This is a genomic window from Nonomuraea sp. KM88, from assembly GCF_052245635.1.
Lineage (GTDB): Bacteria > Actinomycetota > Actinomycetes > Streptosporangiales > Streptosporangiaceae > Nonomuraea.
Window position 1 is genome coordinate 1 of sequence record NZ_JBQQCC010000022.1, and the last position, 25,680, is coordinate 25,680.

At 72.9% G+C, this 25,680-nt stretch carries 32 protein-coding genes; 27 read left to right on the forward strand and 5 right to left on the reverse strand.

What is annotated here, in order from left to right; translation table 11 throughout:
- Positions 1–22: 22 nt before the first annotated feature.
- Complete coding sequence (locus ACTWPV_RS41985) at positions 23–508, reverse strand: hypothetical protein (protein ID WP_443156055.1); 486 nt, start codon at positions 506–508, stop codon at positions 23–25.
- A 22-nt stretch (positions 509–530) separates the two neighbouring features.
- A complete protein-coding gene (locus ACTWPV_RS41990; protein WP_443156056.1) occupies positions 531–1,556 on the reverse strand; it encodes an LLM class flavin-dependent oxidoreductase in 1,026 nt (341 codons plus the stop codon).
- A 180-nt stretch (positions 1,557–1,736) separates the two neighbouring features.
- Between ACTWPV_RS41990 and ACTWPV_RS41995 the strand changes: the two genes are divergently transcribed.
- Genes ACTWPV_RS41995 through ACTWPV_RS42005 form a run of 3 tightly spaced genes read left to right on the forward strand, consistent with a single transcriptional unit; the run spans position 1,737 to position 5,357 of the window.
- Positions 1,737–3,332 (forward strand): FAD-dependent monooxygenase, encoded by a 1,596-nt coding sequence (locus ACTWPV_RS41995; protein ID WP_347649139.1) that lies wholly within the window; start codon positions 1,737–1,739, stop codon positions 3,330–3,332.
- Positions 3,333–3,345: 13 nt separating this feature from the next.
- Complete coding sequence (locus ACTWPV_RS42000) at positions 3,346–4,185, forward strand: LLM class flavin-dependent oxidoreductase (protein ID WP_347649138.1); 840 nt, start codon at positions 3,346–3,348, stop codon at positions 4,183–4,185.
- A 14-nt stretch (positions 4,186–4,199) separates the two neighbouring features.
- Positions 4,200–5,357, forward strand: coding sequence for a nucleotide disphospho-sugar-binding domain-containing protein (locus ACTWPV_RS42005; protein WP_443156057.1), 1,158 nt, complete (start codon positions 4,200–4,202; stop codon positions 5,355–5,357).
- Positions 5,358–5,554: 197 nt separating this feature from the next.
- On the opposite strand, the gene ACTWPV_RS42010 is transcribed toward ACTWPV_RS42005, so the two are convergent.
- Complete coding sequence (locus ACTWPV_RS42010) at positions 5,555–6,316, reverse strand: SDR family NAD(P)-dependent oxidoreductase (RefSeq protein WP_347623815.1); 762 nt, start codon at positions 6,314–6,316, stop codon at positions 5,555–5,557.
- 232 nt (positions 6,317–6,548) lie between these two features.
- On the opposite strand from ACTWPV_RS42010, the gene ACTWPV_RS42015 reads away from it, so the two are divergent.
- The 16 genes from ACTWPV_RS42015 to ACTWPV_RS42090 all read left to right on the forward strand — a co-directional run bounded on the left by ACTWPV_RS42015 (position 6,549) and on the right by ACTWPV_RS42090 (position 17,650).
- Positions 6,549–7,571 (forward strand): methyltransferase, encoded by a 1,023-nt coding sequence (locus ACTWPV_RS42015; protein ID WP_347649136.1) that lies wholly within the window; start codon positions 6,549–6,551, stop codon positions 7,569–7,571.
- 28 nt (positions 7,572–7,599) lie between these two features.
- Positions 7,600–8,604 carry a methyltransferase gene (locus ACTWPV_RS42020; RefSeq protein WP_347649135.1) on the forward strand — a complete coding sequence of 335 codons (1,005 nt, stop codon included), beginning with the start codon at positions 7,600–7,602 and terminating at the stop codon, positions 8,602–8,604.
- 9 nt (positions 8,605–8,613) lie between these two features.
- The gene (locus tag ACTWPV_RS42025) at positions 8,614–8,937 is read left to right on the forward strand and encodes a TcmI family type II polyketide cyclase (RefSeq protein WP_443156058.1); all 324 of its coding nucleotides are present in this window, start codon (positions 8,614–8,616) and stop codon (positions 8,935–8,937) included.
- Positions 8,934–9,338, forward strand: a complete 405-nt coding sequence (locus tag ACTWPV_RS42030; RefSeq protein WP_443156059.1) for a cupin domain-containing protein — start codon at positions 8,934–8,936, stop codon at positions 9,336–9,338. The genes ACTWPV_RS42025 and ACTWPV_RS42030 overlap by 4 nt, the downstream gene beginning before the upstream one ends.
- Positions 9,338–10,597 (forward strand): beta-ketoacyl-[acyl-carrier-protein] synthase family protein, encoded by a 1,260-nt coding sequence (locus ACTWPV_RS42035; RefSeq protein ID WP_347649132.1) that lies wholly within the window; start codon positions 9,338–9,340, stop codon positions 10,595–10,597. The genes ACTWPV_RS42030 and ACTWPV_RS42035 overlap by 1 nt, the downstream gene beginning before the upstream one ends.
- Positions 10,594–11,769, forward strand: coding sequence for a ketosynthase chain-length factor (locus ACTWPV_RS42040; protein ID WP_443156060.1), 1,176 nt, complete (start codon positions 10,594–10,596; stop codon positions 11,767–11,769). The genes ACTWPV_RS42035 and ACTWPV_RS42040 overlap by 4 nt, the downstream gene beginning before the upstream one ends.
- A gap of 10 nt (positions 11,770–11,779) precedes the next feature.
- The gene (locus tag ACTWPV_RS42045) at positions 11,780–12,238 is read left to right on the forward strand and encodes an SRPBCC family protein (RefSeq protein ID WP_347649130.1); all 459 of its coding nucleotides are present in this window, start codon (positions 11,780–11,782) and stop codon (positions 12,236–12,238) included.
- Positions 12,235–12,696: an anthrone oxygenase family protein gene (locus tag ACTWPV_RS42050; protein WP_443156061.1), complete on the forward strand. Its 462-nt coding sequence runs from the start codon at positions 12,235–12,237 to the stop codon at positions 12,694–12,696. The genes ACTWPV_RS42045 and ACTWPV_RS42050 overlap by 4 nt, the downstream gene beginning before the upstream one ends.
- A 13-nt stretch (positions 12,697–12,709) precedes the next feature.
- Entirely contained in the window at positions 12,710–13,435 is a 726-nt protein-coding gene (locus ACTWPV_RS42055) for an SDR family NAD(P)-dependent oxidoreductase (protein ID WP_443156062.1), read from the forward strand.
- A gap of 2 nt (positions 13,436–13,437) precedes the next feature.
- Positions 13,438–13,749, forward strand: coding sequence for an antibiotic biosynthesis monooxygenase family protein (locus ACTWPV_RS42060; RefSeq protein WP_347623824.1), 312 nt, complete (start codon positions 13,438–13,440; stop codon positions 13,747–13,749).
- The gene (locus ACTWPV_RS42065; RefSeq protein ID WP_443156063.1) at positions 13,746–14,072 is read left to right on the forward strand and encodes an antibiotic biosynthesis monooxygenase family protein; all 327 of its coding nucleotides are present in this window, start codon (positions 13,746–13,748) and stop codon (positions 14,070–14,072) included. Before ACTWPV_RS42060 ends, ACTWPV_RS42065 begins: the two co-directional genes overlap by 4 nt.
- Positions 14,069–14,779, forward strand: a complete 711-nt coding sequence (locus ACTWPV_RS42070) for an SDR family NAD(P)-dependent oxidoreductase (RefSeq protein ID WP_443156064.1) — start codon at positions 14,069–14,071, stop codon at positions 14,777–14,779. The genes ACTWPV_RS42065 and ACTWPV_RS42070 overlap by 4 nt, the downstream gene beginning before the upstream one ends.
- Complete coding sequence (locus tag ACTWPV_RS42075) at positions 14,779–15,162, forward strand: SchA/CurD-like domain-containing protein (RefSeq protein ID WP_347649125.1); 384 nt, start codon at positions 14,779–14,781, stop codon at positions 15,160–15,162. Before ACTWPV_RS42070 ends, ACTWPV_RS42075 begins: the two co-directional genes overlap by 1 nt.
- Entirely contained in the window at positions 15,159–16,019 is an 861-nt protein-coding gene (locus ACTWPV_RS42080) for an NAD(P)-dependent oxidoreductase (RefSeq protein WP_443156065.1), read from the forward strand. Before ACTWPV_RS42075 ends, ACTWPV_RS42080 begins: the two co-directional genes overlap by 4 nt.
- Before the next feature lie 6 nt (positions 16,020–16,025).
- Positions 16,026–16,964, forward strand: coding sequence for a dTDP-glucose 4,6-dehydratase (gene rfbB / locus ACTWPV_RS42085; protein WP_443156066.1), 939 nt, complete (start codon positions 16,026–16,028; stop codon positions 16,962–16,964).
- A gap of 86 nt (positions 16,965–17,050) precedes the next feature.
- Positions 17,051–17,650 (forward strand): NAD(P)-dependent oxidoreductase, encoded by a 600-nt coding sequence (locus tag ACTWPV_RS42090; protein WP_443156067.1) that lies wholly within the window; start codon positions 17,051–17,053, stop codon positions 17,648–17,650.
- 58 nt (positions 17,651–17,708) lie between these two features.
- Here the strand turns inward: ACTWPV_RS42090 and ACTWPV_RS42095 are convergent, their stop codons facing one another.
- A complete protein-coding gene (locus ACTWPV_RS42095; RefSeq protein WP_443156068.1) occupies positions 17,709–18,017 on the reverse strand; it encodes a hypothetical protein in 309 nt (102 codons plus the stop codon).
- A 111-nt stretch (positions 18,018–18,128) separates the two neighbouring features.
- Between ACTWPV_RS42095 and ACTWPV_RS42100 the strand changes: the two genes are divergently transcribed.
- From ACTWPV_RS42100 to ACTWPV_RS42135, 8 genes are all read left to right on the forward strand, one after another.
- Positions 18,129–18,533, forward strand: a complete 405-nt coding sequence (locus ACTWPV_RS42100; RefSeq protein WP_443156069.1) for a YbaB/EbfC family nucleoid-associated protein — start codon at positions 18,129–18,131, stop codon at positions 18,531–18,533.
- Between the two features lie 52 nt (positions 18,534–18,585).
- Complete coding sequence (locus ACTWPV_RS42105) at positions 18,586–19,935, forward strand: hypothetical protein (RefSeq protein WP_443156070.1); 1,350 nt, start codon at positions 18,586–18,588, stop codon at positions 19,933–19,935.
- A 73-nt stretch (positions 19,936–20,008) separates the two neighbouring features.
- Positions 20,009–20,956, forward strand: a complete 948-nt coding sequence (locus tag ACTWPV_RS42110; RefSeq protein ID WP_443156071.1) for a hypothetical protein — start codon at positions 20,009–20,011, stop codon at positions 20,954–20,956.
- On the forward strand, positions 20,926–21,852 hold the full coding sequence (locus ACTWPV_RS42115; protein ID WP_443156072.1) for an amidoligase family protein: 927 nt from the start codon (positions 20,926–20,928) through the stop codon (positions 21,850–21,852). Before ACTWPV_RS42110 ends, ACTWPV_RS42115 begins: the two co-directional genes overlap by 31 nt.
- Entirely contained in the window at positions 21,849–22,376 is a 528-nt protein-coding gene (locus ACTWPV_RS42120) for a hypothetical protein (RefSeq protein ID WP_443156073.1), read from the forward strand. Before ACTWPV_RS42115 ends, ACTWPV_RS42120 begins: the two co-directional genes overlap by 4 nt.
- 18 nt (positions 22,377–22,394) lie before the next feature.
- Positions 22,395–23,177: a ThuA domain-containing protein gene (locus tag ACTWPV_RS42125; protein WP_443156074.1), complete on the forward strand. Its 783-nt coding sequence runs from the start codon at positions 22,395–22,397 to the stop codon at positions 23,175–23,177.
- Positions 23,174–23,860: a Gfo/Idh/MocA family protein gene (locus tag ACTWPV_RS42130; RefSeq protein ID WP_443156075.1), complete on the forward strand. Its 687-nt coding sequence runs from the start codon at positions 23,174–23,176 to the stop codon at positions 23,858–23,860. Before ACTWPV_RS42125 ends, ACTWPV_RS42130 begins: the two co-directional genes overlap by 4 nt.
- 94 nt (positions 23,861–23,954) lie before the next feature.
- The gene (locus ACTWPV_RS42135; RefSeq protein ID WP_347649115.1) at positions 23,955–24,740 is read left to right on the forward strand and encodes a GntR family transcriptional regulator; all 786 of its coding nucleotides are present in this window, start codon (positions 23,955–23,957) and stop codon (positions 24,738–24,740) included.
- Between the two features lie 75 nt (positions 24,741–24,815).
- Here the strand turns inward: ACTWPV_RS42135 and ACTWPV_RS42140 are convergent, their stop codons facing one another.
- Positions 24,816–25,643: an alpha/beta hydrolase family protein gene (locus ACTWPV_RS42140; protein WP_443156076.1), complete on the reverse strand. Its 828-nt coding sequence runs from the start codon at positions 25,641–25,643 to the stop codon at positions 24,816–24,818.
- Positions 25,644–25,680: the final 37 nt, after the last annotated feature.

The window sequence follows — 25,680 nt, forward strand, 5'->3', positions numbered from 1 at the left end:
GTGGCGCCGCCCCCGGTTGCCGTCACGGTGACTGGAGGCTGTAGCGCTCGCCCTCGACCTGGGTCTCGAACACGCCCTGGACGTTGCCGTCGGCGTCGAGGGACGTTCCCGTCCCCGTCGTGGTGAACGTGCCGTCCGCGTCCACCTGCCCCTCCTGGACGCCGCGCAGTTCGAAGTCGAAGGTGTCGTCGGCCTTGAACGCGTAGTGCCTGAAGGCGTAGCGGAAACCGTCGGCGGTGGGCTGCCAGCTGCCGAACCCGGTCCGCTTGCCGACGGCGAGGCTGAAGCTGCCGTCGGGCCGCAGCGCGAACAGGCCGCGCTCCGTCTTCGTGCCGGACGCGAACGTGATCTCCACGGCCCACGTGCCGACCGGCGAGCGCCGCCACTCGGTGTCGCCGCTGGCCGAGCCGGCCAGGCCGGCCACCGAGCCGAGGGTCAGGGTGCCCGCCGCCGCCACCAGCGCCACGCGCCGGGCGATCCCGGGACGCTTGCCTGCCTTGTCTGACATGGTTCCTCCTTGGGTGCCGGCCCTATCTGCCGGGAGTGACCAGGCCGACGGCCTCCGCCGCGACCTGGAGGGATGTGCGCCGCGCCACCGGGTCGGAGTCGACGGGGGACAGGGCGATCGTGGTGACGCCGGCCCGCGCGTACGCGGCCATGCGCTCCGCCACCCGGTCCGGGGGTCCCAGCAGCGAGGTGCTGTCGACGAACTCGAACGGCACCGCCGCCGCCGCGCCCGCCGCGTCGCCGGCCCGCGCCCGGTCCTGGATCTCCACCGCCGCATCGCCGTGGCCGAGCCGCTCCAGCAGGCGGAAGTAGAAGTTGTCGGCGCGGTGCCCGAGGCTGACGAACCGCGCCACGTGGTGCCTGACGGGCAGCGCGGCGGCCTCCAGATCGTCGTCCACGGCGATCGACACCGAGGGGATGACCTCGAACGGCTCGCCGGCCAGGTCGCCGCGCAGCCGCCCGGCCTCCATGTGCCCGACCGCCTCGGCCACCCGCTCGGGCGAGCTGAAGACCCCGAACCAGCCGTCGGAGATCTCCCCGGCCAGCTCCAGCCCGCGCGGGCCGACGGCGGCCAGGTAGATCGGGATGCGCGGGCTGACCAGCGTGGCGTGCAGGCGGAAGCCGGTGCCCCGGCCGCCGCGCAGCGGCACCTGCAGGTGCTCGCCCTTGTGGTCGACCTGGCGGCCGTCGAGCGCGGCCCGCACGATGGAGACGTACTCGCGGGTCCTGGCCAGCGGGCGGCCGAACGGCGTGCCGTGCCAGCCTTCGGTGACGAACGCGTTGGAGACGCCCAGCCCGAGCCGGAACCGGCCGCCGGACAGGCCGTCCAGCGTGGCGGCCGTCATCACGGTCATGGCCGCGGTCCGCGCCGGGATCTGGAACACCCCGGAGGCCACGTGGATCCGCGTGGTCCTGGCCGCGAGGTATCCCAGCGCGCTGGCAGCGTCCGAACGGAATCCCTCCGGTACGAACGCCACCTCGAACCCGAGCCGTTCCGCCTCCATGACGAGGTCGGCGTCGTTCAGAGGGACGTTGATCCCCAGTCGCATGGTGTGCCCCGCTCTCTCGGATCAGATCGTCGCGAGGCCATCGTGGAAGGCCGCGTTCGAGCCGCGCTGGATCCGGGGCGGACGAGGGCTGGAGCGGAACTCGACCGGGCGTCCAGCGCCGCGCGACGCCGGTTCTGCTCCCTTGTAGGTGTGCCGATGACCGAAGGGATGAGGCCAGCCATGCCACACGAAGACACCGAGGTGCTGATCGCCGGCGGCGCCGTCGTCGGCCTGACCACGGCCCTGTTCCTGGCCAGGGCGGGAGTGCGGGTGACGCTCGTCGAGCGCAAGCCCAGCACGCTGCGCCACCCCAGGGCGCGGGTGATCAACCCGCGCACCGTCGAGATCTTCCGGTCGGCCGGTCTGGAGGAGACGATCGTCGCCGCGCAGTCCCTGACCTCCGACCTGAGCACCAAGACGGTGATCAGGGCCAGGACGCTCAACGACGCCGAGCTGTTCTCCATGCCGATGCGCAACGAGGCGCCGGGGCTCAGCGCGGCCACGCCGTGCGACTGGTGCTCCATCGACCAGAACAGGCTGGAGGAGATCGTCGCCGACCACGCCGTGAAGCTGGGCGCCGACGTGCGCTACTCCACCGAGCTGACGTCGTTCGACGACGACGGGGACGGGGTGACGGCGACGGTGCGCGACGCCGACACCGGCCGCGAGCGCCGGATCCGCGCGCGCTATCTCGTCGCCGCCGACGGCAGCCGCAGCTCCGTGCGGCAGCGGCTCGGCATCGGCGTGACCGGCCCCGGCGTGCTGCAGAACATCGTCAGCCTCGTCTTCAAGGCCGACCTCAGCGGCCCGCTGCGCGGCCGGGACCTCGGCCTGGGCTACTTCGACCAGCCCGAGCCCGGAACCCGCATGATGCCGATGGACGGCTCGCGCTGGGTGTTCGTCACCCCCTACGACCCCGCCGCCGGCAACGCCGACGACTTCGACGACGACCGGTGCGTGGCGGTCATCCGCGCCGCCGTGGGAGTGCCCGACCTGCGCGTCGACAACATCGAGGTGCAGATCGAGCGGACCGGCGCCAAGGTGCTCGGCTACGAGGTCGCCGCCCAGCTGGCCGAGCGCTACCGCCACGGACGGGTGTTCCTCGTCGGCGACGCCGCGCACGCCATGCCCCCGACCGGCGCGCTCGGCGCCGCCACCGGCGTGCAGGACGCCCACAACCTGGCGTGGAAGCTGGCCGCCGTCCTGGCCGGCGACGCGGGCCCCGGCCTCCTGGACACCTACGAGCGGGAGCGCCGCGCCGTCGCCGGGCACACCATCGACTACGCCATGAAGACGATGCGCGACCGCACCAGCACCGCCGACGGCGACGGGAAGGCCGTCAGCTACGCCGCGATCATCCTGGGCTACCGGTACGACTCCGCGGCCGTGCTCCCCGAGGAGACCGGCGGCCCGCCCGCGCTGGAGCCCGCCCTGCTCGGTGCGCCGGGCACCCGTGCCCCGCACTGCCCGATCGTCCGCGACGGCGTGCCGGTGTCCACGCTGGACCTGTTCGGCGAGGGAACGGTGCTCCTCACCGGCTCCGAGGGCGGCGGCTGGCACGAGGCGGCGGCCCGCGCCGGCCTGGACGCGCGGATGATCGGCGGCGCGGAACTGGCCGACCCGGAGGGCCGCTGGCCGCGCACGTACGGGGTGAGCCCGTCAGGCGCGGTGCTGGTCCGCCCCGACGGCTTCGTCGCCTGGCGCGCGCCCGTCCTCCCCGCCGACCCGGAGGCCGTGCTGCGCGCGGTGGCCGGCCGGATCCTCGACCGGGGCTGAGAGGCCCGTCACCATGGACATCGGACTCGCCCTGCCCACGACCGTGCCGGACCTGACCGGCGAGCGGCTCGTCGAGTGGGCCCGCAGGGCCGACCGGCTCGGGTTCAGCACGCTCGGCGCGCTCGACCGCATCGTGTACCGCAACTACGAGCCGCTGCTGGCCCTGGCGGCCGCCGCCGCCGTCACCGAACGGATCAAGCTCGCCACCACCATCCTCATCGCCGCCTGCCGCGACAGCGCGCTGCTGGCCAAGCAGCTGGCCACGCTCGACCACCTGTCGGGCGGGCGCCTGGTGGTCGGCCTCGCCTCGGGCGACCGCGAGGACGACTTCGACGCGACGGGGACGCCGTTCGCCGGCCGGGGCAAGCGCCTCGACACCGTCGTGCGCGAGCTGCGCGACGCCTGGTCGGAGCCGGGCCAGGGCCTGCGCCCCCGGCGCCGCCCGCCCCTGCTGGTCGGCGGCCACTCGGCGGCGGCCATGCGCCGCTCGGCGCGGGTGGGCGACGGGTGGATCGGCGGCGGCAGCTCGGTCTCCCGCTACGCCGACCTGGCCGCCGCGGTGCGCGCGGAATGGCGGCGGCAGGGGAGGGCGCAGGCGCCCAGGCTGCTGGCGCTGTCCTACGTCGCGCTCGGCCCGGGCGGGCGCGAGCACGCCGAACGTTATCTGCGCTCCTACTACGCCTTCATCGGCGACAAGGCGGCGCTGGTGGTCTCCGGCGCGGCCACGGACCCGGAGCGGCTGCGCGAGCTGGCCCGCGGCTACGCCGAGGCCGGCTGCGACGAGCTGATCCTGCTGCCGTGCACGGCAGACCCCGGACAGGTTGATCTGATCGCCGATGCGGTCCTGAGCTGAGAGCTGGTGGAACGGTGCGGGTGTTGTTCACGGCCTGGGCGTGGCCGTCCCATCTGTACGCCATGGTGCCCCTCGCCTGGGCGGCCCGCGCGGCCGGGCACGACGTGCTGGTGGCCTGCCAACCGTCGCTGACGGCCGCCGCGCGGCGGACCGGGCTGCCGTACGCCGTGGTCGGCTCCGACGTGGACTCGGTGGACCTGGTCCGCGGGTACGCGCTGCCGACCCGGCGCTTCGGCACCCCGCCCGTGCCCCCGGGACCCCTGACGAACGGGCGCGCCCCCCGCGCGCTGCGCATGTTCCAGGCCAACGCCGAGGCCATGGTCGACGACCTGGTACGCCTGGCCGGGGAATGGCGGGCCGGCCTGGTCGTGCACGATCCGACGGCCTGGGCGGCCCCGGTCGCGGCGGCGGCGGCCGGAGTGCCGGCCGTGCGCCACCTGTACGGGGCCGACCTCGTCCATCGCGCCCGCCGGTTCCTGCCGGAGCTGCTGGCGCCGATGGCGGAGCGGCACGGCCTGGACGACCTGGATCCGCTCGGGGCGGCCACGATCGACCCGTTCCCCGCCGGCGTGCAGGTGGAGGTGGACTACCGGCCGACGCCCATCAGGTACGTCCCGTACAACGGGGCCGGCGCGGACCCCCGCCTCGGCCCGGCGGACAGGCCCAGGATCTGCGTGACGTGGGGCACGACCATGGCCCGCGTGGACGCGCGCCGCTTCCTGGCCAGGGACGCTGTCAGCGCGCTGGCGGGGCCGGAGGCCGAGGTCGTCGCCGCCGTGACCGCCGGGCAGCGCCCGCTGCTCGGCGCCCTTCCCGAGGGCGTGCGGGTCGTCGAGGACGCGCCGCTGCACGCCGTACTGCCGTCATGCGACCTGCTGGTGGCGCACGGCGGCGCCGGCAGCTCGCTGACCGGCCTGGCCGCCGGCCTGCCGCAGCTGCTGGTGCCGCAGCTGCCCGACCATGAGGCGCACGCCACCCGCCTGGTGCGTGCCGGGGCGGCCGAACTGCTGCCGCCCGACGACGCCGGTCCGGCCGAGCTGCGGGAGCGGGCGCTGCGCCTGCTGCACGACGAGCGGGCCAAGGAGGCCGCGGCCCGCCTGCGCGAGGAGATCGCCGCCCGCCCGGCCCCCGCCGCCGTCGTCCCGCAGCTGGAACGCATCGCCACAGCCTGACCGGCCGGTACGGCGCGCTGTGCCGGAAGCGGACGACCGCGGCCTGACCGGAGGCCGCGGTCGTCTCGTGTCCGGAGGGAATCGCCGCGAGCTGATCGAGGGTCGCGGTCCCTCGTGCCCGGAGGAACGGCGCAGGCCCTGCTGAGTGCGGAAAGCCGCCGCGGGGCCTCTCGGGCCCGCGGCGGCGCAGGGGCGGATCAGGTTCCGCCGGTGACCTCGACGATGGTGCCGGTGATGTTCCCGTTGGCCTCCGAGCCGAGGAACACGATGGCCCTGGCCACCTCCTCGGGCGTCGAGATGCGGCCCGTGGCGGCCGAGGCGGCCACCTTGCTCATCACCTGAGGGGGAAGAGCGCGCCGGGTGGTGTCGGTCGCCGTCGCCCCGGGCGACACCACCACGCTGAGGATCCCGCTCGTGCCCGCCTCGGCCGCCAGGGTGCGGCTGAAGGCGTTGAGGCCGGCCTTGCTGGCGATGAACGCCTCCTCCCCGGGGATGCCCGAGCGCACCGACGCCGCCGAGACGAAGACCAGCCGTCCCCAGCCGCGCGCCTTCATCGACGGCAACACCGCCTGCACCGTGTGGAAGGCGCCGTCGAGCTCCTCGCGGAGCTGGGTCTGCCACTCCGCGACCGGCACGTCCTCGAAGGCGCGGGGCGGCAGGTGCGGCCCCGACCAGGGTGAGGCGTTGGCGACCAGCACGTCCACGCCGCCGTGGGCGTCGATCACGCCGGCCACGGCGGTCCTGATGGAGTCCGCGTCGCCCAGGTCGTACTGCACGGCGATCGCGGTGCCGCCCGCCCGCTCGATCTCGGTCACGGTGCTCTGCGCACCGTCCTTGTTGACGCGGTACGTGAGGGCCACCCTGGCCCCTTCCGCGGCGAACAGGCGTGCCGCGGCACGTCCGATGCCGCTGCTGGCGCCCGTGACGAGCACGCTCTTTCCAGTGAGCCCCAGTTCCATCCGTCACTCCCTTTGATCGGCACGACGGGCGGAGCAGGCCCGCCGGGACGCCCATGCTGGCTCGCCGCGCTCGAGCATCACCTGAGCGGGGCCGGCCGGCGCCCGACCCGGCCCCCAGCGATCCGCGGGCCGCTGCTCAAGCGGTGCTGGAGCGATCCTTGAGCCCTCGCCGCCAGCCTCTGCAGTCGGCGGGTCTCGAGGACCCGGCCGCCGGATGACCCGGAGGTATCACATGGCAATGGCGGTCATGCGCGACGAAGCGGCCGCGAAGGTGTTCGAGCTCTCGACGGGCGTGCACGCCAGCGCGGTGGTGCGCGCGGCGGTCCAGCTCGGCCTGGCCGACGCGGTGGACGGCGAGCCCGTCACCCTGGAGGAGCTCGCCTCGGCCGCGGGCGCGCGGCGGGACACGCTCGAACGTTTCATGCGGCTGCTCACCGCGTACGGCATCTTCGCCGAGGCGGAGGGCCGCTACGAGCACACCCCCCTGTCCCGGGCGCTGCGCTCGGACGCGCCCGGCGGCCCCGCGGGGATCATCCGCCTGGGCGGCGACTGGAACTGGATCCTGTGGGGACTGCTCGCCCACTCGGTCAGAACGGGCGAAGCCGCCTTCCAGGCGCACTACGGCCAGGACATCTTCGCCTACTTCGACCAGAACAGGCAGGCAGGCGAGGCGTTCCAGCACGGCCTGTCGGTCGTGGCGCAGCGGGAGGACCCGCTGGTCGCCGAGGCGCTGCCGGTCAAGGACGGCGAGTGCGTGGTCGAGCTGGCGGGAGGCAAGGGCAACCTGCTGCGCGCGGTGCTGGAACGCCACCCCGGCGTCACCGGCGTGCTCGTCGAGACCGAGCAGGCGCTGGACACCGTCGACCCGGCGCTGCGCGAGGGCCCGCTGGCCTCCCGCTTCCGCGCCTTCCCCGGCGACTGCCAGACGGCCGTCCCCGGTGGCGGCGACGTCTATCTCATCAAGCAGACCCTGCACATGTGGGACGACGAGACGTGCCTGCGCGTTCTGCGGAACTGCCGGCGCGCCGCGCCGCCCGGCGCCCGCGTGATCGTCGTCGAGCAGCTCCTCGCGAGCGGCCCCGCCGAGCGGCGGGCCCGGCTGATGGATCTGCACATGCTCCTGGTCGCGGGCGGCAAGGAGCGCACCGAGAAGGAGTTCGCCGAGCTGTTCGACCGTGCCGGCCTCGGCTTCGGCGGCGTTCGCGGGGAGGCGGGCGACCTGCGGCTGATCGAGGCCGTGACGCCCGACGCCTGACCCGATCATCACTCAGAAGGGAGCCCCCGTGGCAACGGACGCATCGATCAGCACCCCGGCCGACATCTTCCGGATCGGCAGCATGTACGCGATGTCCAAGGTCGTGCTCACCGCAGTGGAGCTCGACCTGTTCACCGCGCTCGACGACGTCGAGGCCACCGCGGAGGAGGTGTGCGAGCGCCTCGGCCTGCACCCCCGCGCCACCCGCCAGTGGCTGGACACCCTCGTCGTCACCGGCCTGCTCCAGCGCGAGAACGGCAGGTACGGCAACAGCCCGGCCGCCTCCCGCTTCCTGGTCCGCGGCGCGCCCGCCTACGTCGGCGGTTTCCTGTCGCGTTCCGGCGAGATGCTCTACCCCGCGTGGGGAAGCTTCACCGACACGCTGCGCACCGGCCGGCCGCAGGCCAACGACGGCGACTTCCGGGAGCTGGTCGGCAACCCCGCGTTCCTGGACCGTTTCCTGACCATGATGGACTCGCTCAGCGGGCACCTCGGCCCCGAGCTGGCCAAGGCCTACGACTGGACCGCGCACGACTCCGTCGCCGACATCGGCGGCGCCCGCGGCAACCTGATCTCCCACCTGGTCAGGGCGCACGTCCACCTCAAGGGCATGGTGTTCGACCTGCCGGAGATGGAGCCCAGGTTCGACGCGCACCTCGCCGGGCTCGGGCTGGCCGGGCGGGCCTCGTTCGTGCCCGGCGACTTCTTCAACGACCCGTTGCCGCAGGCCGACGTGCTGATCATGGGGCACGTGCTGCACGACTGGTCGGAGGAGGAGCGCCGGATGCTGGTCGGCAAGGCCTACCAGGCGCTGGCTCCCGGCGGGGTGCTGCTCGTCTACGACCGCATGATCGAGGAGGAGCCGGCCGATGCCGACAACCTCCTGGTCAGCCTGCACATGATCCTCACCACGACCGACGGGTCGGAGTACACCCAGGGCGAGTGCCTGGCGTGGATGCGCGAGGCGGGATTCCAGCAGACCTCCGTCCAGCCGCTCGGCCCCACCGACACCCTCGCCATCGCGATCAAGTAGGAGATCACCTTGCCGCACAGAACGCTCATCGTCGCGCACATGGAGGCCTCGCACGCCGACGCCATCGCGGGCATCTTCGCCGACTCCGACGCCACGGATCTGCCGCACCTGATCGGCGTGTCCCGCAGGACCCTCTTCCGCTTCCACGACCTGTACTTCCACCTGGTCGAGGCCGACCAGGACATCAAGCCCGACCTGGACAAGGCGCGCCGTCACCCGCTCTACCTGGACGTCAGCCAGAGGTTGTCGGAGCACGTCAGCCCGTACGACCCGAACTGGCGCGAGCCGAAGGACGCCATGGCCATCCCCTTCTACACCTGGGAGAGCTCGTGACCGACAAGCAGGCCGGACCCCGGATCGTCCACCTCGACGACGTCGAGCCCAACCGCCGCCGCGGCGGCGACCTGCGGGTGCTGCTCAGCCCCAAGACCGTGGGCTCGACCACGGGCTTCATGGGCGTGACGCTGCTCAAGCCGGGCGAGTCCGTCGCCGAGCACTACCACCCCTACTCCGACGAGTACATGTTCGTCGCCCGCGGCACGATCGTCGCGAGGCTGGACGGCGATGACGTCAAGATGAGCGCCGACCAGAGCGTCATGGTGCCGAAGTTCACCCGGCACCGCGTCGAGAACACCGGCACGGAGGACGCGCTCATCGTCTTCCACCTGTGCCCGCTGGCGCCCCGCCCCGAGCTGGGTCACGTCGACACAGAAGAACGAGCGGGAGAGGCCTGATGTCGTCCGCCCGCGTCGTGGTCACCGGGATCGGCGTCGTCGCTCCCGGTGACCCGGGCACCAAGGCCTTCTGGGAGATGCTCACGGCGGGCCGCACGGCGACGCGTACCATCACCTTCTTCGACCCGTCGGGCTTCCGCTCCCGGATGGCCGCCGAGTGCGACTTCGACCCGGTGTCGGAGGGCCTGTCGGCTCAGGAGGTCCGAAGGATGGACCGGGCCGCGCAACTCGGCGTGGTCGCGGCCAGGGAGGCGTGGGCCGACAGCGGCCTGGGCCAGGACGTCGCGCCCGAGCGGGTGAGCGTCAGCCTGGGCAGCGCCGTGGGCAGCACGATGAGCCTGGAGGAGGAGTACGTCGTCCTGAGCGACGGCGGCAGGCGGTGGCTCGTGGACGACGCGTACGGCGTGCCGCACTTGTACGGGTTCATGGCGCCCAGCACCCTGGCCGCCGAGGTGGCGTGGAGTTGCGGGGCCGAGGGGCAGGTCGGGTTGATCTCGACCGGCTGCACGTCGGGCCTGGACGCCATCGGCCTCGGCGCCCGTCTCATCCGGCAGGGCACGGCCGACGTGGTGGTGGCCGGCGCGACCGACGCGCCGATCTCGCCGATCACCTCGGCCTGCTTCGACGCCATCAAGGCCACCTCGCCCAACAACGACGACCCCGAGCACGCCTCGCGCCCGTTCGACCTGCACAGGGACGGGTTCGTGCTGGGGGAGGGCGCGGCCGTCCTGGTGCTGGAGGAGCTGGAGTCGGCGCGCCGCCGCAGCGCGACGATCTACGGTGAGATCGCCGGGTACGCCTCCCGCAGCAACGCCTTCCACATGACCGGGCTCAAGCCGGACGGCAGGGAGATGGCCGAGGCCATCCGCGCCGCGCTGGACGGCGCCAGGCTCGATCCGTCGGACATCGACTACGTCAACGCCCACGGCTCGGGCACCAAGCAGAACGACCGGCACGAGAGCGCCGCCTTCAAGCGGGCTCTGGGGCCGCGCGCCTACGAGGTGCCGGTCAGCTCGCTGAAGTCGATGGTCGGGCATTCGCTCGGCGCGATCGGCGCGATCGAGGCGGCGGCCTGCCTGCTGGCGATGCGGGACAACGTGGTGCCGCCCACGGCCAACCTGCACACCCCCGACCCGGAGTGCGACCTCGACTACGTGCCGCTGACCGCCCGCGACCGGCGGGTGGACGCCGTCCTCAGCGTGGGCAGCGGGTTCGGCGGTTTCCAGACGGCGATGGTGCTGGGGCGGGGGGAACGATGAGCGCGGTGACCGGGATGGGGGTGGTGGCGCCCAACGGGGACCGCGCGGAGGACTACTGGCGCGCGGTCCTGGACGGCAGGTCCGGGCTCGGGCCGATCACGCATTTCGACGCCGGCGGCTACCCGGTGACGAGGGGCGGCGAGTCGTCGTTCACCGCCAAGGGCCGGGTGCCGGGCAGGCTCGTCGCCGAGACCGACCGGTTCACCCACATGGCGCTGGCGGCGGCCGAGATGGCGCTGGCCGACGCCGAGGTGGACCCGGCCGGGCTGCCCGAGTACGAGATGGCGGTGACCACGGCCAGTTCCTCCGGCGGCACGGACTTCGGGCAGCGGGAGATCGAGAAGTTGTGGCGGAACGGGCCCCGGCACGTGGGCGCGTACCAGTCCATCGCCTGGTTCTACGCGGCCAGCACGGGCCAGATCGCGATCCGCCACAAGATGCGCGGCCCGTGCGGCGTCGTCTGCGCGGAGCAGGCCGGCGGGCTGGACGCGGTGGCCCACTCGTGCCGGTTGCTGCGCGACCAGGTGCGGCTGGCGCTGTCGGGTGGCACCGACGCGTCGTTGTGCCCGTACGGGCTGGTCGCGCAGCTCAGCAGCCGCCGGCTCAGCCCGTCGGGGACGTTCCTGCCCTTCGACGCCCGCGCGGACGGCTACCTGCCGGGCGAGGGCGGGGCGATGTTCGTCATCGAGCCCACCGACACGAAAAAGACCACCTATGGCTATATAGCCGGTCACGCGGCGACGTTCGATCCGCCGCCGTGGACCGACCGGCCTCCAGGGTTGCGCCGCGCCATCGAGGCCGCCCTGGCCGACGCCGGCGTCCGGCCCGGCGACGTCGACGTCGTCTTCGCGGACGCCGCCGGGGTGCCCGAGCTGGACCGCCAGGAGGCCGAGGCGGTCACCGCGGTGTTCGGGCCGCTGGGTGTCCCGGTCACCGCGCCGAAGACCATGACCGGGCGCCTGTACGCGGGCGGCGCCGCGCTCGACCTGGCCACCGCGCTGCTGGCCCTGCGCGACCAGGTCATCCCGCCCACCGTCGGCATCTCGGAACCCGTCGAGAGACTCGGGCTCGACCTCGTCCGCGACACCCCCAGGCAGGCGCCGCTGCGCGCGGCACTGGTGCTGGCCAGGGGCTACGGCGGATTCAACTCGGCAATCGTCGTCAGAGCGTAAGGACAGGACCATGGCAGCACACACCGAGAACCAGATCGTCATCGCCGCGCCGATGGAGGTGGTCTGGAGCATGACCAACGACGTGGAGAACTGGCCGCGGCTGTTCAGCGAGTACGCCGCCGCAGAGATCCTCGAGCGCAAGGGCGACACCGTCCGCTTCCGGCTCACCATGCACCCCGACGCCGACGGCAACGCCTGGAGCTGGGTGTCCGAGCGGACCGCCGACCCGGTCAAGCGGACCGTGCGGGCCCACCGCGTGGAGACCGGCTGGTTCGACCACATGCACATCGCGTGGGACTACACCGAGGTGGACGGCGGCGTCCTGATGCGCTGGAGGCAGGACTTCCAGATGAAGCCGGGCGCGCCGCTGGACGACGCGGCGATGGCCGCCAGGATCAACGGCAACTCCGCCGTCCAGCTCGACCTGATCCGGCGCCGCGTGGAAGCCGCGGCGCAGACGGTGCGATGATCTCGCTGCTCATCCCGCTGTCCCTGGCCGGAGGCGGCCTGGCGGCGGGGGTCATGCTCTCGACCGTCATCGGCATCGAGCCGTACACCAAGGCCATGCCCTACGACGGGTACGTGCGCGCCATCAGCTTCCTGTGGCCGCGCTACGACCCGCTCATGCCCATCGTCAACGCCATCACCTTCCTGGCCAACGCCGCGCTCGCGGTGCTGGCCCCGTCCGCCGGCGCGCGCTCCCTCTACACCGCGGCGGCGGCGCTGCTGGCGCTCGTCATGGCCGTCTCGGTCGTGAAGAACGTGCCGATCAACAAGTACGTGACGTCGCTGGACCCCGGCGACCCGCCGCCCGACTGGGCCGCGCGGGACCCCAGGACCCGGTGGCGCACCTGGAACCTCATCCGCACCGTGCTCGTCCTGGCCGCGCTCGCGGCCGCCGGCGCCGGCGCGGCCACCCTGATGTGACATCGGAGAAGCCATGCGACTCAACGGCAGGAAGGCGCTGGTCACCGGCGGCGCCAGAGGAATCGGCCGGGCCATCGTGCTCGACCTGGCCAGGGCGGGCGCGAGCGTCGTCACCTGCACCAGGCAGGGCGGCGAGGCCGCGCGGACCCTGGAGAAGGAGCTGCGGGCGATCGGCGGCGAGCACCACGTCGCGACCGCCGACGTGACCGAGCAGCGGGACATCGACACCCTGGTCGGCGAGTGCGAGCGCCGATGGGGCCGGATCGACATCGTCGTCAACAACGCGGGCGCGATCAGCCATGTCCCGTTCGCCGAGCTGGACGCGGCGGAGTGGCACCGGGTCGTGAACACCGGGCTGACCGCCACCGCCATGGTCATCCAGCGGGCGCTGCCGCTGATGGGCCAGGGCGGCTCGATCGTCAACATCGGCTCGAAGGTGGCCACCGTCGGCATCCCGCTGCGCGCCCACTACACCGCGGCCAAGGCCGGACTCATCGGCCTGACCAGGTCGCTGACCAAGGAGCTCGGCGAGCGCGGCATCCGCGTCAACCTGGTCGCCCCCGGCCCCGTCGAGACGGAGGCGGGCGTGCCCGACGAGGTGCGCGAGCGTTACCGGCGCCTGATCGCGCTCGGCCGGATGGGCCGCCCCGAGGAGATCGCCACCGTGGTGACCTTCCTGGCCGGCGACCAGTCGGCGTTCATCAACGGCGAGACCATCAACGTGGACGGCGGGATCTAGCGATGACTTTTCGCGTGATGTTGCGCATGCAGATCAAACCGGGCGCGGAGCGCGAGTTCGAGGAGACCTGGCTGCGGGTCGGCACCGCGGTCACCGAGCACCCGGCCAACGAGGGCCAGTGGCTGTCGAAGAGCGCCGAGGAGGACGGCGTCTACTACATCGTCAGCGACTGGGTGGACGAGCCCCGCTTCCGGGAGTTCGAGACCAGCGAGCAGCACCTCCAGCACCGGGTCCGGCTGCACCCGTTCCGATCGGGCGGCTCCATGGTCACGATGAACGTGGTCTACGCCATGGACCCCGTGGCCAGGACATGACCAGCCCGAGAGTGCGCGTGCTCGTCTACGCCAGGGCCTCGGGGGACTCCCACGCCGAGCTGGCCGAGGCCTACCACCAGGTCAGCCGCGAGCTGGCCGGCACGCCCGGCCTGCTCGGCAACGAGCTGCTGCGCTCCCTCACCCAGCCGGGCGGGTTCCTGGTGCTGAGCGAGTGGGACAGCCTGGAGTCCTTCCGCACGTGGGAGGCCGGCACCCGGCACCGGCAGACGACCGCGCCGCTGCGCTCCTTCCAGGACGGCTCGAACGGGCAGAGCTTCGCCCTGTACGCCGTCACTGCCGCCTACCCCGAGGAGCGATCATGACGTACGACGCCGCGCTCGCCGGCAAGCGGGTGCTGGTCACCGGCGGCTCGCGGGGCATCGGCGCGGCCACCGCCCGGGCGCTGGCCGCGGCCGGCGCCCGCGTCGTCGCCTGCCACCGGGGTGCGCCCGCCTCGCTCCCGTACGAGCTGGTCACCGCCGACGTCACCCGGGAGGAAGACGTGGCCGCGCTCGCCGGCGCCTGCGCCGAGCGCCTGGGCGGGCTCGACGTGCTGGTCAACAACGCCGGGGTGGACGGCGTCCGCCCCGTGGACAAGCTGGACCCCGGCGAGTGGCACCAGATCATGGACGCCAACCTGACCTCCGCCTACCTCGTCACCCGGCAGGCGCTGGGGCTGATGTCCGGCGGCGCCTCGATCGTCAACCTTTCCGCGTCCGTCGCGCTGCGCGGCCGGCCCGCCAGCGCGCACTACACCGCGTCCAAGGCCGCCCTCATCGGGCTCACCCGGTCGCTCGCCCGCGAGCTGGGGCCGCGCGGCATCAGGGTGAACGCGGTCGCGCCCGGCGTCATAGACGCGGCCGGCCCCGGCGAAGGGCCGCCCCCGCACCTGCGCGAACGGCTGGCCGGCATGACCGCGCTGGGCCGGCTCGGCACCGCCGACGAGGTGGCGGCCGCCGTGCTGTTCCTGGCCGGAGACCAGTCCCGCTACATCACCGGAACCACGCTCAACGTCGATGGAGGAATGTGATGACGTACGCCGCGATCACCTACCGGGTCAAGCCGGGGCACGAGGACGAGATCGCCGAGATCTTCCGGAACTTCAGACGGGTGGACAGCTCCGAGCTCCACGACGAGCAGGGCAACGAGGTGGGCCGCCTGCTCGGCACCGCCGTGTTCATCAAGGACGACTTCATGGTCCGGATCATCCACTACGAGGGCACGCTGGAGGCCGTCTCGGCGAAGATGGCCCGCCACGGCGGCGTGCACGCGCTGGAGAAGCAGCTCGCCCCCTACCTGCTGAAGGAGCGCGACACCAGCTCGCCGGAGAAGTTCGGCACCTACTTCCGCGACGCCACGATGCGCTGCATCTCCCAGCTGTCCGCCGACACCAGGCCGGCGGAGGCGTCATGAGGCTCGCCGTCGTCGGGCTCGGCGCGATGGGCGCGGGCATGGCCCGGCGCCTGCTGGAGTCCGGCTTCCCGCTCACCGTGCACAACAGGACGGCCGCCAAGGCCGATCCGCTGCGGCAGGCCGGCGCCCGGTGGGCACCGCAGCCGCGGGACGCCGCCCGCGACAGCGACGTCGTCCTGCTCAGCCTCGCCGACGAGAGCGCCGTGGAGCAGACGCTGTTCGAGCGCATGGTGCCGGCGCTCAAGCCCGGCACGATCGTCGTCGACACCACCACCGTCTCGGCGGCCTACGCCGCCGAGGCGGCCGAGCGGCTGAGCGCCCACGGGGTGCGCCGGGTCGAGCTCTGCCTGATCGGCAACCCCGCCATGGCCGCGCAGGGCCAGCTGCGCCTGTTCGCCGCCGGGGACCAGCGCGACGTGGCCGAGGTCGAGCACGTCCTGACGGCCATCGGAGGTGAGCTGCGCTATCTGGGCCCGCCCGGCATGGCGTGCACGATGAAGCTGGCCTTCAACCTCCTGCTCGGCGTCCAGACCGTGGCCCTGGCCGAGGCGGTGGCCCTGGGCGTGCGAGCCGGGCTCGACCGCACCATGCTGATCAACGCGATCACCGGCAGCGCGTTCTGCTCACCGGCCCTGGCCTTCCGCGCCACCTTCATGCGCGACGGAATCTACGAGCCGGCCGCGTTCCGCGCCCGGCTCATGGCCAAGGACCTGCGGCTGGCCGTCGCGGACGCGGACGCGGGCGGGCTGGACCTTCCGGTGTGCTCGCGCGCGGTGGAACGGCTGGACGAGGTGGTCGCCGCGGGACGAGGCGACGAGGACAGCGCGGTGGTCGTGGAGACCGCCATGGCCTCGTGAACGCCCATGAGGATTCTTGTCACCGGCGGTGCCGGGTTCATCGGCTCCCACTTCGCCCGTACCACGGACGCGGAAACGATCACGGTGCTCGACCGGCTCACCTACGCCGCGGACCCGGCGAACCTGGATGGGGTCGCCTGCGACCTCGTCGAGGGCGACATCTGTGACGCCGGCCTGCTCGCCAGGCTCGTGCCCGGCCACGACCTGGTGGTCAACTTCGCGGCCGAGTCGCACGTGGACCGGTCGATCGAAGGGGCGGCGGAGTTCGTCCGCACCAACGTCCTCGGCGTCCAGACGCTCATGCGGGCCTGCCTCGACGCCGGGGTCCCGAAGGTGGTGCACGTGTCCACCGACGAGGTGTACGGCAGCATCGCGTCGGGCTCGTGGCGTGAGGACGCGCCGCTGCGCCCGCGCTCGCCGTACGCGGCGGCCAAGGCGGGCGGCGACCTGATCGCCCTTGCCGACGCGACGACCCACGGCCTGCCCGTGGTGATCACCAGGTGCGGCAACACCTACGGACCCCGCCAGTACCCCGAGAAGATCATTCCCCTGTTCGTCACGAACCTGCTCACCGGCCGCAGGCTCCCCCTCTACGGCGACGGGGGCAACGTCCGGGAGTGGATCCACGTGGACGACCACTGCCGGGCCGTCCGGCTCGTCGCCGAGCGCGGCGTGCCGGGCGAGGTCTATCACGTGGCGGGCAACACCCGGCTCACCAACATGGAGCTCACCGGGCGCCTGCTCGGCGCCGTGGGCGCGGGCTGGGACGTGGTGGAACGGGTGACCGACAGGAAGGGGCACGACCGCCGCTACTCGCTGGACGGCGCCAAGCTGCGGGCGCTCGGCTACCGTCCGCGCGTCGGCTTCGACGAGGGCCTGGCCGAGACGGTGCGCTGGTACACCGACAACCCGTCCTGGTGGAAGGACAAGACCACGACCGCATAGACACGCGCCATTCCTCCTTCCGCAAGGCGTACGCGGGTTGACATGCGCGTTGCTTTAGTGCACTTTGCCATATAGAAGGAGGCTATATGAAGCTGTTGGTGATCGGTGCGACGGGTCGTACCGGAATGCATGTGCTGGAGCAGGGCGTCGCGCGCGGCCACGAGGTGACGGCGTTCACCCGCAAGCCGGAGCTCCTCGACGGGCGCGGCGACCTGCTCGCCGTCGTGCGAGGTGACGCCACCGACCCGTCGAGCGTGCGCGGGGCCATGGCCGGTCAGGACGCCGTCGTCGCGGCGGTCGGCGGGAGCGGCATCGCCCGCACGTTGATCGCGACGATGCGCGAGGCCGGCGTGCGCAGGGTGGTGATGACGAGCAGCCGCTCCGTCCCCGCCACCCGGCCCCGCCTCGCCGTCGGCATGGCCTGGATGATCTTCAGGAAGGCCTACGCGGACCTGGCGCGGGCCGAGGGCATGCTGGAGATCTCCGGCCTCGACTGGACGGTCGTCCGGGCCACCCGGCTGGTCGACAAGCCCGGCAGGGGGCGGGCGCACATCGACTTCGAGGCCGACGCCACCGGCGGCGAGGCGATGTTGTCGCGCGCCGACTACGCCATGGTGCTCCTCGACGCCGCCGAGGACGACACCATGATCGGAAAGATGCCGGGCGTCTGCGGCGCACGCGCCTGACGGACGTGAGCGGGGCAGACGTCTCTGCGGCGCACGCGCCCTGACGGGCCTGAGCGGGTCAGGTGCGCAGCGTGCTGGCGTCCTCGCAGGCCTGGTAGTGCTTCGACGTCTCCCGCAAGCTTGTCTCCTGCTCCTTGAGCGCGGTGGCCAGGAGCGCGAGCCCCGCGCCGATGCCGTCCAGCCGCTGCCCGCGCCCCCGCCGGTAGCCGCGGCCGTGGTCGTCGGCGCCCAGGGCGGCGCACGCGGCGCGCCACGACTCCTCGAACCTGGTCTGGACGCCGGACACGTCGCCGGCCAGGTCGTCGGCAGCGCACGCCAGCCGGTGAAGGTGACCCTGGCTGTGGGCGACCACGCCGTTGAACTCCACGGGATCGCAGCCTAGCGAGGGCGCCGCCCGAGGTCGACAGGCAGCGTCTTCTGGAAAAGGATGGTACATACGAGACCTACGGTGCTGATTGGTCGGCGTGAGGGGCGGGCGATGACGACGGACGAGCCGTGGCGGCTGCTGGAGCAGCTCGTCCAGGAGGCGAACCAGGAGACCGAGCAGCTCAAGCAGATGCAGGAAAGGATGCGGCTGCTGTCGGCGACGGTCACCTCGAAGGACGGCATGGTGACCGTGACCGTCGGCCCGCGCGGCGAGGTGCGGACGATCGACCTCGACCCGCGGGTCTACCGCAAGCTGTCGCCGTCCGAGCTGTCCGCCTCGATCGTCGAGCAGATCGGCAGGGCGACCCGGCAGGTCTCCGGCGAGATGAAGGAGCTGATGGAGCCCTTCACCTCCGATCTCCCTCTCGATGAACTGTTCGGCGTGGAGACGGGCTTCGAGTCGTTCCTGCCGCGACCCGGCGCACCGGGGGCACGCGAGCCACGACCGCCCTCGTGACCCGCCCGATCTGCCCGTCGCCTGAAGGCGACGGTCCCCTCAGGAGGCTCTGATGGGGCTCGATCTCAGCCTGGTGCCCGACATCGTCAAGCCGCTGGCGCAGCCGCTCACCGGCGGAGCGGTCCCGGAGGCCGACGTCCCCGGGATCCTCGCCGAGGCCACCACGCTGGAGAACCTGGCCGACCTCCTGGCCGGGCTCAGAGCCGACGACGCCGGCGCGGTCGCACGAATGTTGCGCGGCTGGGACTGGCAGGGCCCCGCCAAGGAGGCGTTCGAGCAGGCGTTCGCCGCGCTCGGCGGGCAGCCGGGCGCCACCGGGCCCGATACCGGGCCGGCGCTGCTCGACCTCCTGGAACAGGCGCTGCGGGACGAGGCGGCGGCCCTGCGCGAACACGGCGTGCGGATGCAGCACACCAAATGGATGATCTACGCCTCGCTGGCGCTGCTCGGCGCGGCGATCGTCAGGCTGCTGGTGTGGATCTACGTCAACGGCCCGGCCGTACTCAAACTCATCCAGCACAACACGCTGCTGACCCGGATGCGCATCCAGACGATCAAGCGGCTCGTCCTCAGCGGCATGCTGACGTTCGCCGGCATCAGCGGCGGCCTCGACCTCGGCGTGCAGGTGGCTCAGCAGATCTGGGGAGACCGCGAGGCCGGTGACTTCGACGTCGCGTCGCTGGCGCTGTCAACCGGCAGCGGCGCCCTGACCGGCGCCATGTTCGCCGGCGCGAACGCGGGGCTTTCGCGGCTGCTGAGCCGGAACATGGTCTACCTCGCCTCCGAAGCCGAGCTGGCCGTGCGTGACAGGATCGTGGCGTACGGGCAGAGCATGTACGGTCAGGCGCTGCTGGGCGGGCTGGCGGGCACCGGCGGCGCCGTCCCGGGACTGGCGCTCAGCGGCCAGCTCGACACCTCCCACCTGGCCTTCTCCCTCATCGCCGGCGTCTCAGGAGGCCTCGACGTCCCGGCCGCGGCGAGGGTGAGCTACACCCCGATGCAGGCGGTCGCCCACCTCGGCGACCCCCCAGCCACCAGCACCCCAGCCACCAGCACCTCGGCCACGGGCCACGCGTCCGCCGGCACTCCGCCCACCGGCACTCCGCCCACCAGCACCTCGGCCCGGTCGCGGACCCCCGGCCGCGGAACTTCGCCGAGGCCGCGGCGATGGTGCACCGCTGGACGCCTGACAGCGGGGATGCCCGGCGGCCTGCGCCCGATGGCTGGTCGCCTGACGGCGGGAGTGCCCGGCGTCCCGCGCCCGACAGCAGGTCGCCTGACGGCGGGGATGCCCGGCGGCCCGTGCCGGACGCGGAGCTCCTGGCCGAGGGCGGTCGTCTCAGACGGGAGCTGGATGTCGTCAACGACAGCGCGACGACGGCGTGGGCGCTGGCACGGATGAGCCGGATCTCCGGCGAGCCGGCGGCCGGGCGGGCCGTGCACCGGCTAGCGGGGCCGCAGCCTTCCGCCAAGGCATGGAGCGGTTCTGGCACGAGGACCCCTACCTGTGGAACGGCGTGCTGCTCGCCGAGAGGCACGCCGTGACCGATCCAGGCGAGGCGACGGCCCGGCTGCTCGCGCACCTGGACGAGCTCGCCGCGCCGCCGGGCCCCGGCAGGGAGCGAGCCGGTCCTCCGCTGGAGCGGCTGGCCGAGGACGTGGGGCTGGGACGCTCCGTCGGGCACCTCGTCCGCCTGGCCGAGGAGGTGCAGGCGCACGGCGCCGACCTCGCGCGGGCGGCCCACGTCCAGGAGCTCGCCGGCCTGCTCGCCGCGCGCCGGGCGCGGGACCCGTACCGATGGGACGGCCTGCGGATCGCGGCGGAGCACGGTTTCCCGCGCCCGCGCGACGACGAGGCGCGGGTTCTGGCGCGGCTGGCCGAACTCACCCGCTCCGATGCGCCGTCCCGGCTGTGGGTGTTCGACCCCCTGCGCCGGCTGGCCACGGAGGCGGGTCTCGGACAGTCCGTGGAACGGCTGGCGCGCAGGGCGGCCGACGTTCAGCAGGCCGGGTTCGACCTGTTCGCGCCGGTCGACCGCCGGCAGGTGCTGGACGCCCTGATCCCGCCCGCCGGCCGTGCCCAGGCGGGCCCGCCGCCGGAGCCGCGGAACGTGCCCCCGGGCTTGCACGATCTCTCCCCCTCCGCCGTTCAGGAGGCGAGGCGGGCCGCGGTCCAGGAACACGCGGAGGCGCAGAAGGCGTACCGGAGTGCCCGTTCCCCCTGCGCCGCTCGCTGTCCCTGCTCACCGGGCCCGATCCGCTGGCCGTGGCGGAGCAGGAGCGGGTCGCCTCGCTGGACTCCCGCGCCCAGGCGTGGCGGCGCTGGCCGGAGCGGCCGGAGGTGTCGTTCACGAGGGACGCCGGCGCGTTCCGCCGTGCCTACGATCGGGCGATGGAGCGCGCGGTCGCGGGGGAGGAGGTGATCCCGTACATGCCGGAGAACGCCACCGCCTCCCTCGCGGACCGTGACGGCGGGCGGGGGTTCGGGCTGGAGCTGGAGTTCGACCTGCCGGACCGTACCGACGTCAGGACGCTGGAGGCGATCGCCCGCTCCCTGCGCGAGGCCGGCTTGACCGGCGACGCCCAGGTGCACGGCCGCCACACCATGCAGGGGGAGGGCTACCGTCCGGGCAGGAACGGCGGGCGCGGGTTGTGGAACCTGGAACGGGACGGCACGGTCGCGGGCGAATTGGTCTCGCCCATCCTGTACGCCGAGCCCGCGACGTGGGAGAACCTCCGCGTCGCCTGCGAGATCATCCGGTCGCACGGCGGCACGGCGAGCCTCTCGACCGGCGGGCACGTCCACGTGAGCACCCACGACTACGACCACATCGTGGAGAACTACGCCGCCGTGCTGCGCTACGCGGACCATCACGCCGACACCCTGTTCAGGCTCGCGCAGAACCCGGAGCGGGCCGGTCACCGGGGTCTCTCCCACTGCCGGCCCAACGACCTGCCCGCCGCGGGCTACCAGCAGATCGGTCCGGTACGGCACGCCAACACCGGCCAGGAGCTGGCGTTGCACATGGAGGCCATGCGCGGCACCGCGAAGGACCACATCGAGCTGCAGGTCAAGCTGTCGCTGGCGCTGGTCGAGGCGGCGTTCCGCACCGCGACGCTGGGCCATCCGCCGAACGGCGACCGGCGCGACCGCCTGGGCGCCCACGCCGCGCTCCTCGCCGAGGATCCCGCGCTGGACGTCACGGAGCGGGGAAGCCGCTCCTTCCGTATCCTGATGGACGAGCTCTTCTGGCGGGCCGCCGACAAGGAGCAGCTGACGGCCCTGTTCGCCGCCACTCGCTGGATGCCGGGCCCATGAAGGAACGGGACAACGTCGTGATCGTCCGTAACGGCTCGGCGGCGGAGCCTCCTCCGGCCGCTCCCGTCAGGCACGACGGACGGCCGTACCACCTGGAGATGATCTACGCAGGCGGGGCCCGCCGCGGCTACGCCGACGACGCCGCAGACCTCGTCGACCTGCTCGCCCCCGGCTACGCCGCGCTCGCCACCGCAGGCGAGCGCGCGACGGCGCGCGTACGCCTCGCCATGGACCTGCAGGTCAGGCTGCAGGCCCGGCTCGCGGCCGGACCCCGGCTCGACGCCTGCGGCGACGCGGAACGCGCCGTGATCCTCGGCGGGCGGTACGAACCCCCGGCGCTCACCCGGTGGGAGGCGCCGGTCCCCCTGGTGCTGGTCGCGACCTTCTACGAGCCCGCCGGCCCGCTGCCCAGGCCACAGGGGCCCGCGGACCTCCAGATCTGGCTGGACCCGGCCGGCGACTGGGCCCTGCTGACCAGCCTGCACGCCGCCGGCGTGATCACCGTCAGCCGCGCGGTCACATGAACGACGAAGGGAACGCCCATGAACGCTCGATCCGTCACCGTCCTGGTGTGGGGCGAGAACCGGCACGAACAGACCGAACCCAGCGTGGCCGAGATCTATCCCGACGGCATGCACAACGCCGTCCGCCGCGGCATCGAGCACTGGCTGGGGGAGCGGGCGACCGTCACCACGGCCACGCTCGACGACCCCGAGCACGGGCTGACCGAGGAGGTGCTCGCCGGCACCGACGTCCTCACCTGGTGGGGCCACGCCGCGCACGGCGAGGTGTCGGACGAGGTGGTCGACCGGGTGCACCGGCACGTCCTGGCCGGCATGGGGCTGGTGGTGCTGCACTCCGGCCACTACTCGAAGATCTTCACCAGGCTCATGGGCACCACGTGCACGCTGCGCTGGCGCAGCGCGAACGACCGCGAGCTGGTCTGGACGGTGAACCCGTCGCACCCCATCGCCCGCGGCATCCCCCACCCCATCGAGATCCCCGCCCAGGAGATGTACGGCGAGCAGTTCGACATCCCGGCACCCGACGAGCTGATCTTCATCAGCTCGTTCACCGGCGGCGAGGTGTTCCGCAGCGGCTGCACCTTCCGGCGCGGCAACGGGAAGATCTTCTACTTCAGCCCCGGCGACCAGGACTACCCGGTGTACCACCACCCGGACGTGCTGCACGTCATCGCCAACGGGGTCGAGTGGGTGGCCGCCGACCCGCCACGGCGCGACCTGCCGGCCTCGCTCCGGCAGGAGACGGGCGACTTCGGCCGGGGTCACCGCGGCGCGACGCACGACAAGGGGGCCGCGGAGTGATCTACTACGCCGCCCTGGAGGAGTACCGCCGCCGCATCGCCGAGCTCGGCACTCCCGGCCTGCTCACCACCGGCTTCTACCGCGGCGAGCGCTTCGGGGGCTTCCGCGACGTCATGGAGCAGCCGCTGCTGGTGGACATGGCGATCCACGCCTTCGACGCGGCCCGCCACCTGCTCGGCGCGGAGCCGATCTCGGTTGTGTGCGAGAGCTGGAACCCGGCCTGGAGCTGGTACCGCGGCGACGCGGCGGCGACCGCGACGTTCCTGTTCGAGGGCGGCACCCGCTACGTCTTCACCGGCTCCTGGGTCGCGGAGGGTCTGGAGACGCCCTGGAACGGCCGGTGGCGGGCCTCCTGCCCCGGAGGCACCGTGACCTGGGACGGCGAGGACCGCGTCGCCTCCAGCATCGTCGGCGCGTCGGAGGTGCCGGCGGGCACGCACGAGGAGATCGCCGGGGCGCTGGCGGAGTTCCTCACGGCACTGCGCACGGGCGCGGAGCCGTCGGGATCGATCGCCCGCAACATCCGCTCCCTGGCCATGGTGGAGGCGGCGGTGCGCTCGGCGGAGTCGGGCGCGCGGGTCCACATCGGGGCGCTGCTCGAACAGGCCCACCGGGACGCGCTGGCCCTACCCGTACGCGAGGAGATCCGCGCCCGGCTGTCCGGGCCTGCCGCGGAAGGTTGAGCGATCGGCCGAACGTGAACAGCGTGCCATTGACAGGTTGCTGGCCGGCCGAAAAGATACGGTCGTCCGTACAAATTCGTGGCAGAGGCGCCGGATGACCGACATCGACTGGGCGCGGCGGCTGGCTCTGGAGCCGGGCGCCGCCGTGCCGCTCTACTACCAGCTGCGCGAGCGCCTGCGCGCGGTGATCGGCGAGTGCGAGCCGGACACCCCGATCCCGGCGGAGAAGGACCTCATGGTGTTCGCCGGGGTGAGCCGGGCCACCGCGCGGCGGGCGATCGGCGACCTGGTCCAGGAAGGGTTGCTGGTGGCCCGGCAGGGCAGCGGCACCTACACCGCACCGGTCGGGGTCACCTCCGAGCTTCTGGGCTCCAGGCCGGCCGGCTTCACCGAGACGATGGCCAGGCTGGGACGCAGGCCGACCACGCGGGTGCTCGTGGCGCGCGCGCAGCCGTGCGCCGCCGACCTCGCCCCCGCGCTCGGCCTGGAGGCCGGCGGCGAGGTCGTCTTCCTCGAACGCCTCCGGCTGCTCGACGGCGAGCCCTGCATGATCGAGAGCGCCCATCTCCCGGCCGAGCTGGTTCCCGGCATCCTCGACGAGGACCTGACCGGGTCGCTCTACGGCCTCCTTCGGCTGAAGTACGGGCTGACCCCGGCCTCGGGCAAGGAGACGATCGGCGCGGTCAACGCCGACTACCGCCTGGCGGGGCTGCTGCGCGTGCCCATGGCCGCGGCCCTGCTGGCGACCGCCCGGTCGACGGTCACAGAAGGCGGGCTGCCGCTCGAATACACGATCCGCCACGCCAGAGGCGACCTCGCCGTGTTCTCCGTCGAGCTCAACGACGCGAAGAACGCCCTGATGGGCCAGGAGCCGAGCTGAACGGCGTGTCCGGACGGCGCCTGCTCGCCGCCGCGCCCCACCCCAGCCGGGGCGGCCTTCGCGATCCGCTGAGGTTCAGGGAAGGTTCTTCTGGGCGGCGTTGTCCCAGGAGGCGTTGGTGCCGATCTCCGGCGTGGAGCCCGCGAAGGCGCCGCGGGCGTGGGTGTCGCCCTGGAGGGTGTACATCAGCCAGGCGGTCAGATATCCGAGGAAGCCGCCGCCGTCGCCCTGGATCGTGTTGTGCCCGGCGCCCTTGAGCATGGCCTTGGCGGCGGCCCCTGGAACGGCCCGGTAGTAGTTCCGGATGGCCGAGTGCGGGGAGATCAGGCCGTCGCGGGTGCCGCTGAGGAACAGCACGGGGCAGTCCAGCTGGTCCACGTGGAACCTGTCGTCCGCGTCGACCCAGATCGGGGCGGGCAGGGCGATCGGGACGACCGACGAGATCAGGCCGCCCGACCTGGTGGCCGTGTTGACGGAGCCGCCCGCGCCCTGCGAGTGGCCGACGGCGCCGACCTTGCCCACGTCGAGCTTGCCGTGGAACACGCTGGAGGAGTCGCCGTTCCTGGCCACCATGTATTCGGCGGCCTCGATCATCTCGGTGCCGGTGCCCGTCGTCGTGTCCGTCGTGGCGATCACCACGAACCCCCAGGAGGCGAGCTGGTTCAGCACGCCCGGATAGTGGGTGGGGACGGCGTCCGTGCCGTTGCCCCAGGTGACGATCGGGTGTTTGACGCCTCCTTCGCCCAGGCCGGCCGGATAGTGGATCCGGTATTCGCCGCCGACGTCCGCGGTGGCCACGGTCCAGGGCCCGGCCGCCGCGTAATGGGCTTCGATCGTGTCGGCGGCCCGCGCGGGGGAGACCAGGACCCCCAGCAGCAGCACCACGGCGACCATGAGCTTCATGCATCCCCCACACTTGTACGGATGACCGTATCTTTCG

Excerpts from the sequence above, each read along its gene's own strand:
- ACTWPV_RS41985 (WP_443156055.1), bottom strand. The coding sequence starts at position 508 with ATGTCAGACAAGGCAGGCAAGCGTCCCGGGATCGCCCGGCGCGTGGCG.
- ACTWPV_RS41990 (WP_443156056.1), bottom strand. The coding sequence starts at position 1,556 with ATGCGACTGGGGATCAACGTCCCTCTGAACGACGCCGACCTCGTCATG.
- ACTWPV_RS41995 (WP_347649139.1), top strand. The coding sequence starts at position 1,737 with ATGCCACACGAAGACACCGAGGTGCTGATCGCCGGCGGCGCCGTCGTC.
- ACTWPV_RS42000 (WP_347649138.1), top strand. The coding sequence starts at position 3,346 with ATGGACATCGGACTCGCCCTGCCCACGACCGTGCCGGACCTGACCGGC.
- ACTWPV_RS42010 (WP_347623815.1), bottom strand. The coding sequence starts at position 6,316 with ATGGAACTGGGGCTCACTGGAAAGAGCGTGCTCGTCACGGGCGCCAGC.
- ACTWPV_RS42015 (WP_347649136.1), top strand. The coding sequence starts at position 6,549 with ATGGCAATGGCGGTCATGCGCGACGAAGCGGCCGCGAAGGTGTTCGAG.
- ACTWPV_RS42035 (WP_347649132.1), top strand. The coding sequence starts at position 9,338 with ATGTCGTCCGCCCGCGTCGTGGTCACCGGGATCGGCGTCGTCGCTCCC.
- ACTWPV_RS42040 (WP_443156060.1), top strand. The coding sequence starts at position 10,594 with ATGAGCGCGGTGACCGGGATGGGGGTGGTGGCGCCCAACGGGGACCGC.
- ACTWPV_RS42045 (WP_347649130.1), top strand. The coding sequence starts at position 11,780 with ATGGCAGCACACACCGAGAACCAGATCGTCATCGCCGCGCCGATGGAG.
- ACTWPV_RS42050 (WP_443156061.1), top strand. The coding sequence starts at position 12,235 with ATGATCTCGCTGCTCATCCCGCTGTCCCTGGCCGGAGGCGGCCTGGCG.
- ACTWPV_RS42055 (WP_443156062.1), top strand. The coding sequence starts at position 12,710 with ATGCGACTCAACGGCAGGAAGGCGCTGGTCACCGGCGGCGCCAGAGGA.
- ACTWPV_RS42060 (WP_347623824.1), top strand. The coding sequence starts at position 13,438 with ATGACTTTTCGCGTGATGTTGCGCATGCAGATCAAACCGGGCGCGGAG.
- ACTWPV_RS42065 (WP_443156063.1), top strand. The coding sequence starts at position 13,746 with ATGACCAGCCCGAGAGTGCGCGTGCTCGTCTACGCCAGGGCCTCGGGG.
- ACTWPV_RS42070 (WP_443156064.1), top strand. The coding sequence starts at position 14,069 with ATGACGTACGACGCCGCGCTCGCCGGCAAGCGGGTGCTGGTCACCGGC.
- ACTWPV_RS42075 (WP_347649125.1), top strand. The coding sequence starts at position 14,779 with ATGACGTACGCCGCGATCACCTACCGGGTCAAGCCGGGGCACGAGGAC.
- ACTWPV_RS42080 (WP_443156065.1), top strand. The coding sequence starts at position 15,159 with ATGAGGCTCGCCGTCGTCGGGCTCGGCGCGATGGGCGCGGGCATGGCC.
- rfbB (WP_443156066.1), top strand. The coding sequence starts at position 16,026 with ATGAGGATTCTTGTCACCGGCGGTGCCGGGTTCATCGGCTCCCACTTC.
- ACTWPV_RS42090 (WP_443156067.1), top strand. The coding sequence starts at position 17,051 with ATGAAGCTGTTGGTGATCGGTGCGACGGGTCGTACCGGAATGCATGTG.
- ACTWPV_RS42100 (WP_443156069.1), top strand. The coding sequence starts at position 18,129 with ATGACGACGGACGAGCCGTGGCGGCTGCTGGAGCAGCTCGTCCAGGAG.
- ACTWPV_RS42105 (WP_443156070.1), top strand. The coding sequence starts at position 18,586 with ATGGGGCTCGATCTCAGCCTGGTGCCCGACATCGTCAAGCCGCTGGCG.
- ACTWPV_RS42110 (WP_443156071.1), top strand. The coding sequence starts at position 20,009 with ATGGAGCGGTTCTGGCACGAGGACCCCTACCTGTGGAACGGCGTGCTG.
- ACTWPV_RS42115 (WP_443156072.1), top strand. The coding sequence starts at position 20,926 with ATGGAGCGCGCGGTCGCGGGGGAGGAGGTGATCCCGTACATGCCGGAG.
- ACTWPV_RS42120 (WP_443156073.1), top strand. The coding sequence starts at position 21,849 with ATGAAGGAACGGGACAACGTCGTGATCGTCCGTAACGGCTCGGCGGCG.
- ACTWPV_RS42125 (WP_443156074.1), top strand. The coding sequence starts at position 22,395 with ATGAACGCTCGATCCGTCACCGTCCTGGTGTGGGGCGAGAACCGGCAC.
- ACTWPV_RS42135 (WP_347649115.1), top strand. The coding sequence starts at position 23,955 with ATGACCGACATCGACTGGGCGCGGCGGCTGGCTCTGGAGCCGGGCGCC.
- ACTWPV_RS42140 (WP_443156076.1), bottom strand. The coding sequence starts at position 25,643 with ATGAAGCTCATGGTCGCCGTGGTGCTGCTGCTGGGGGTCCTGGTCTCC.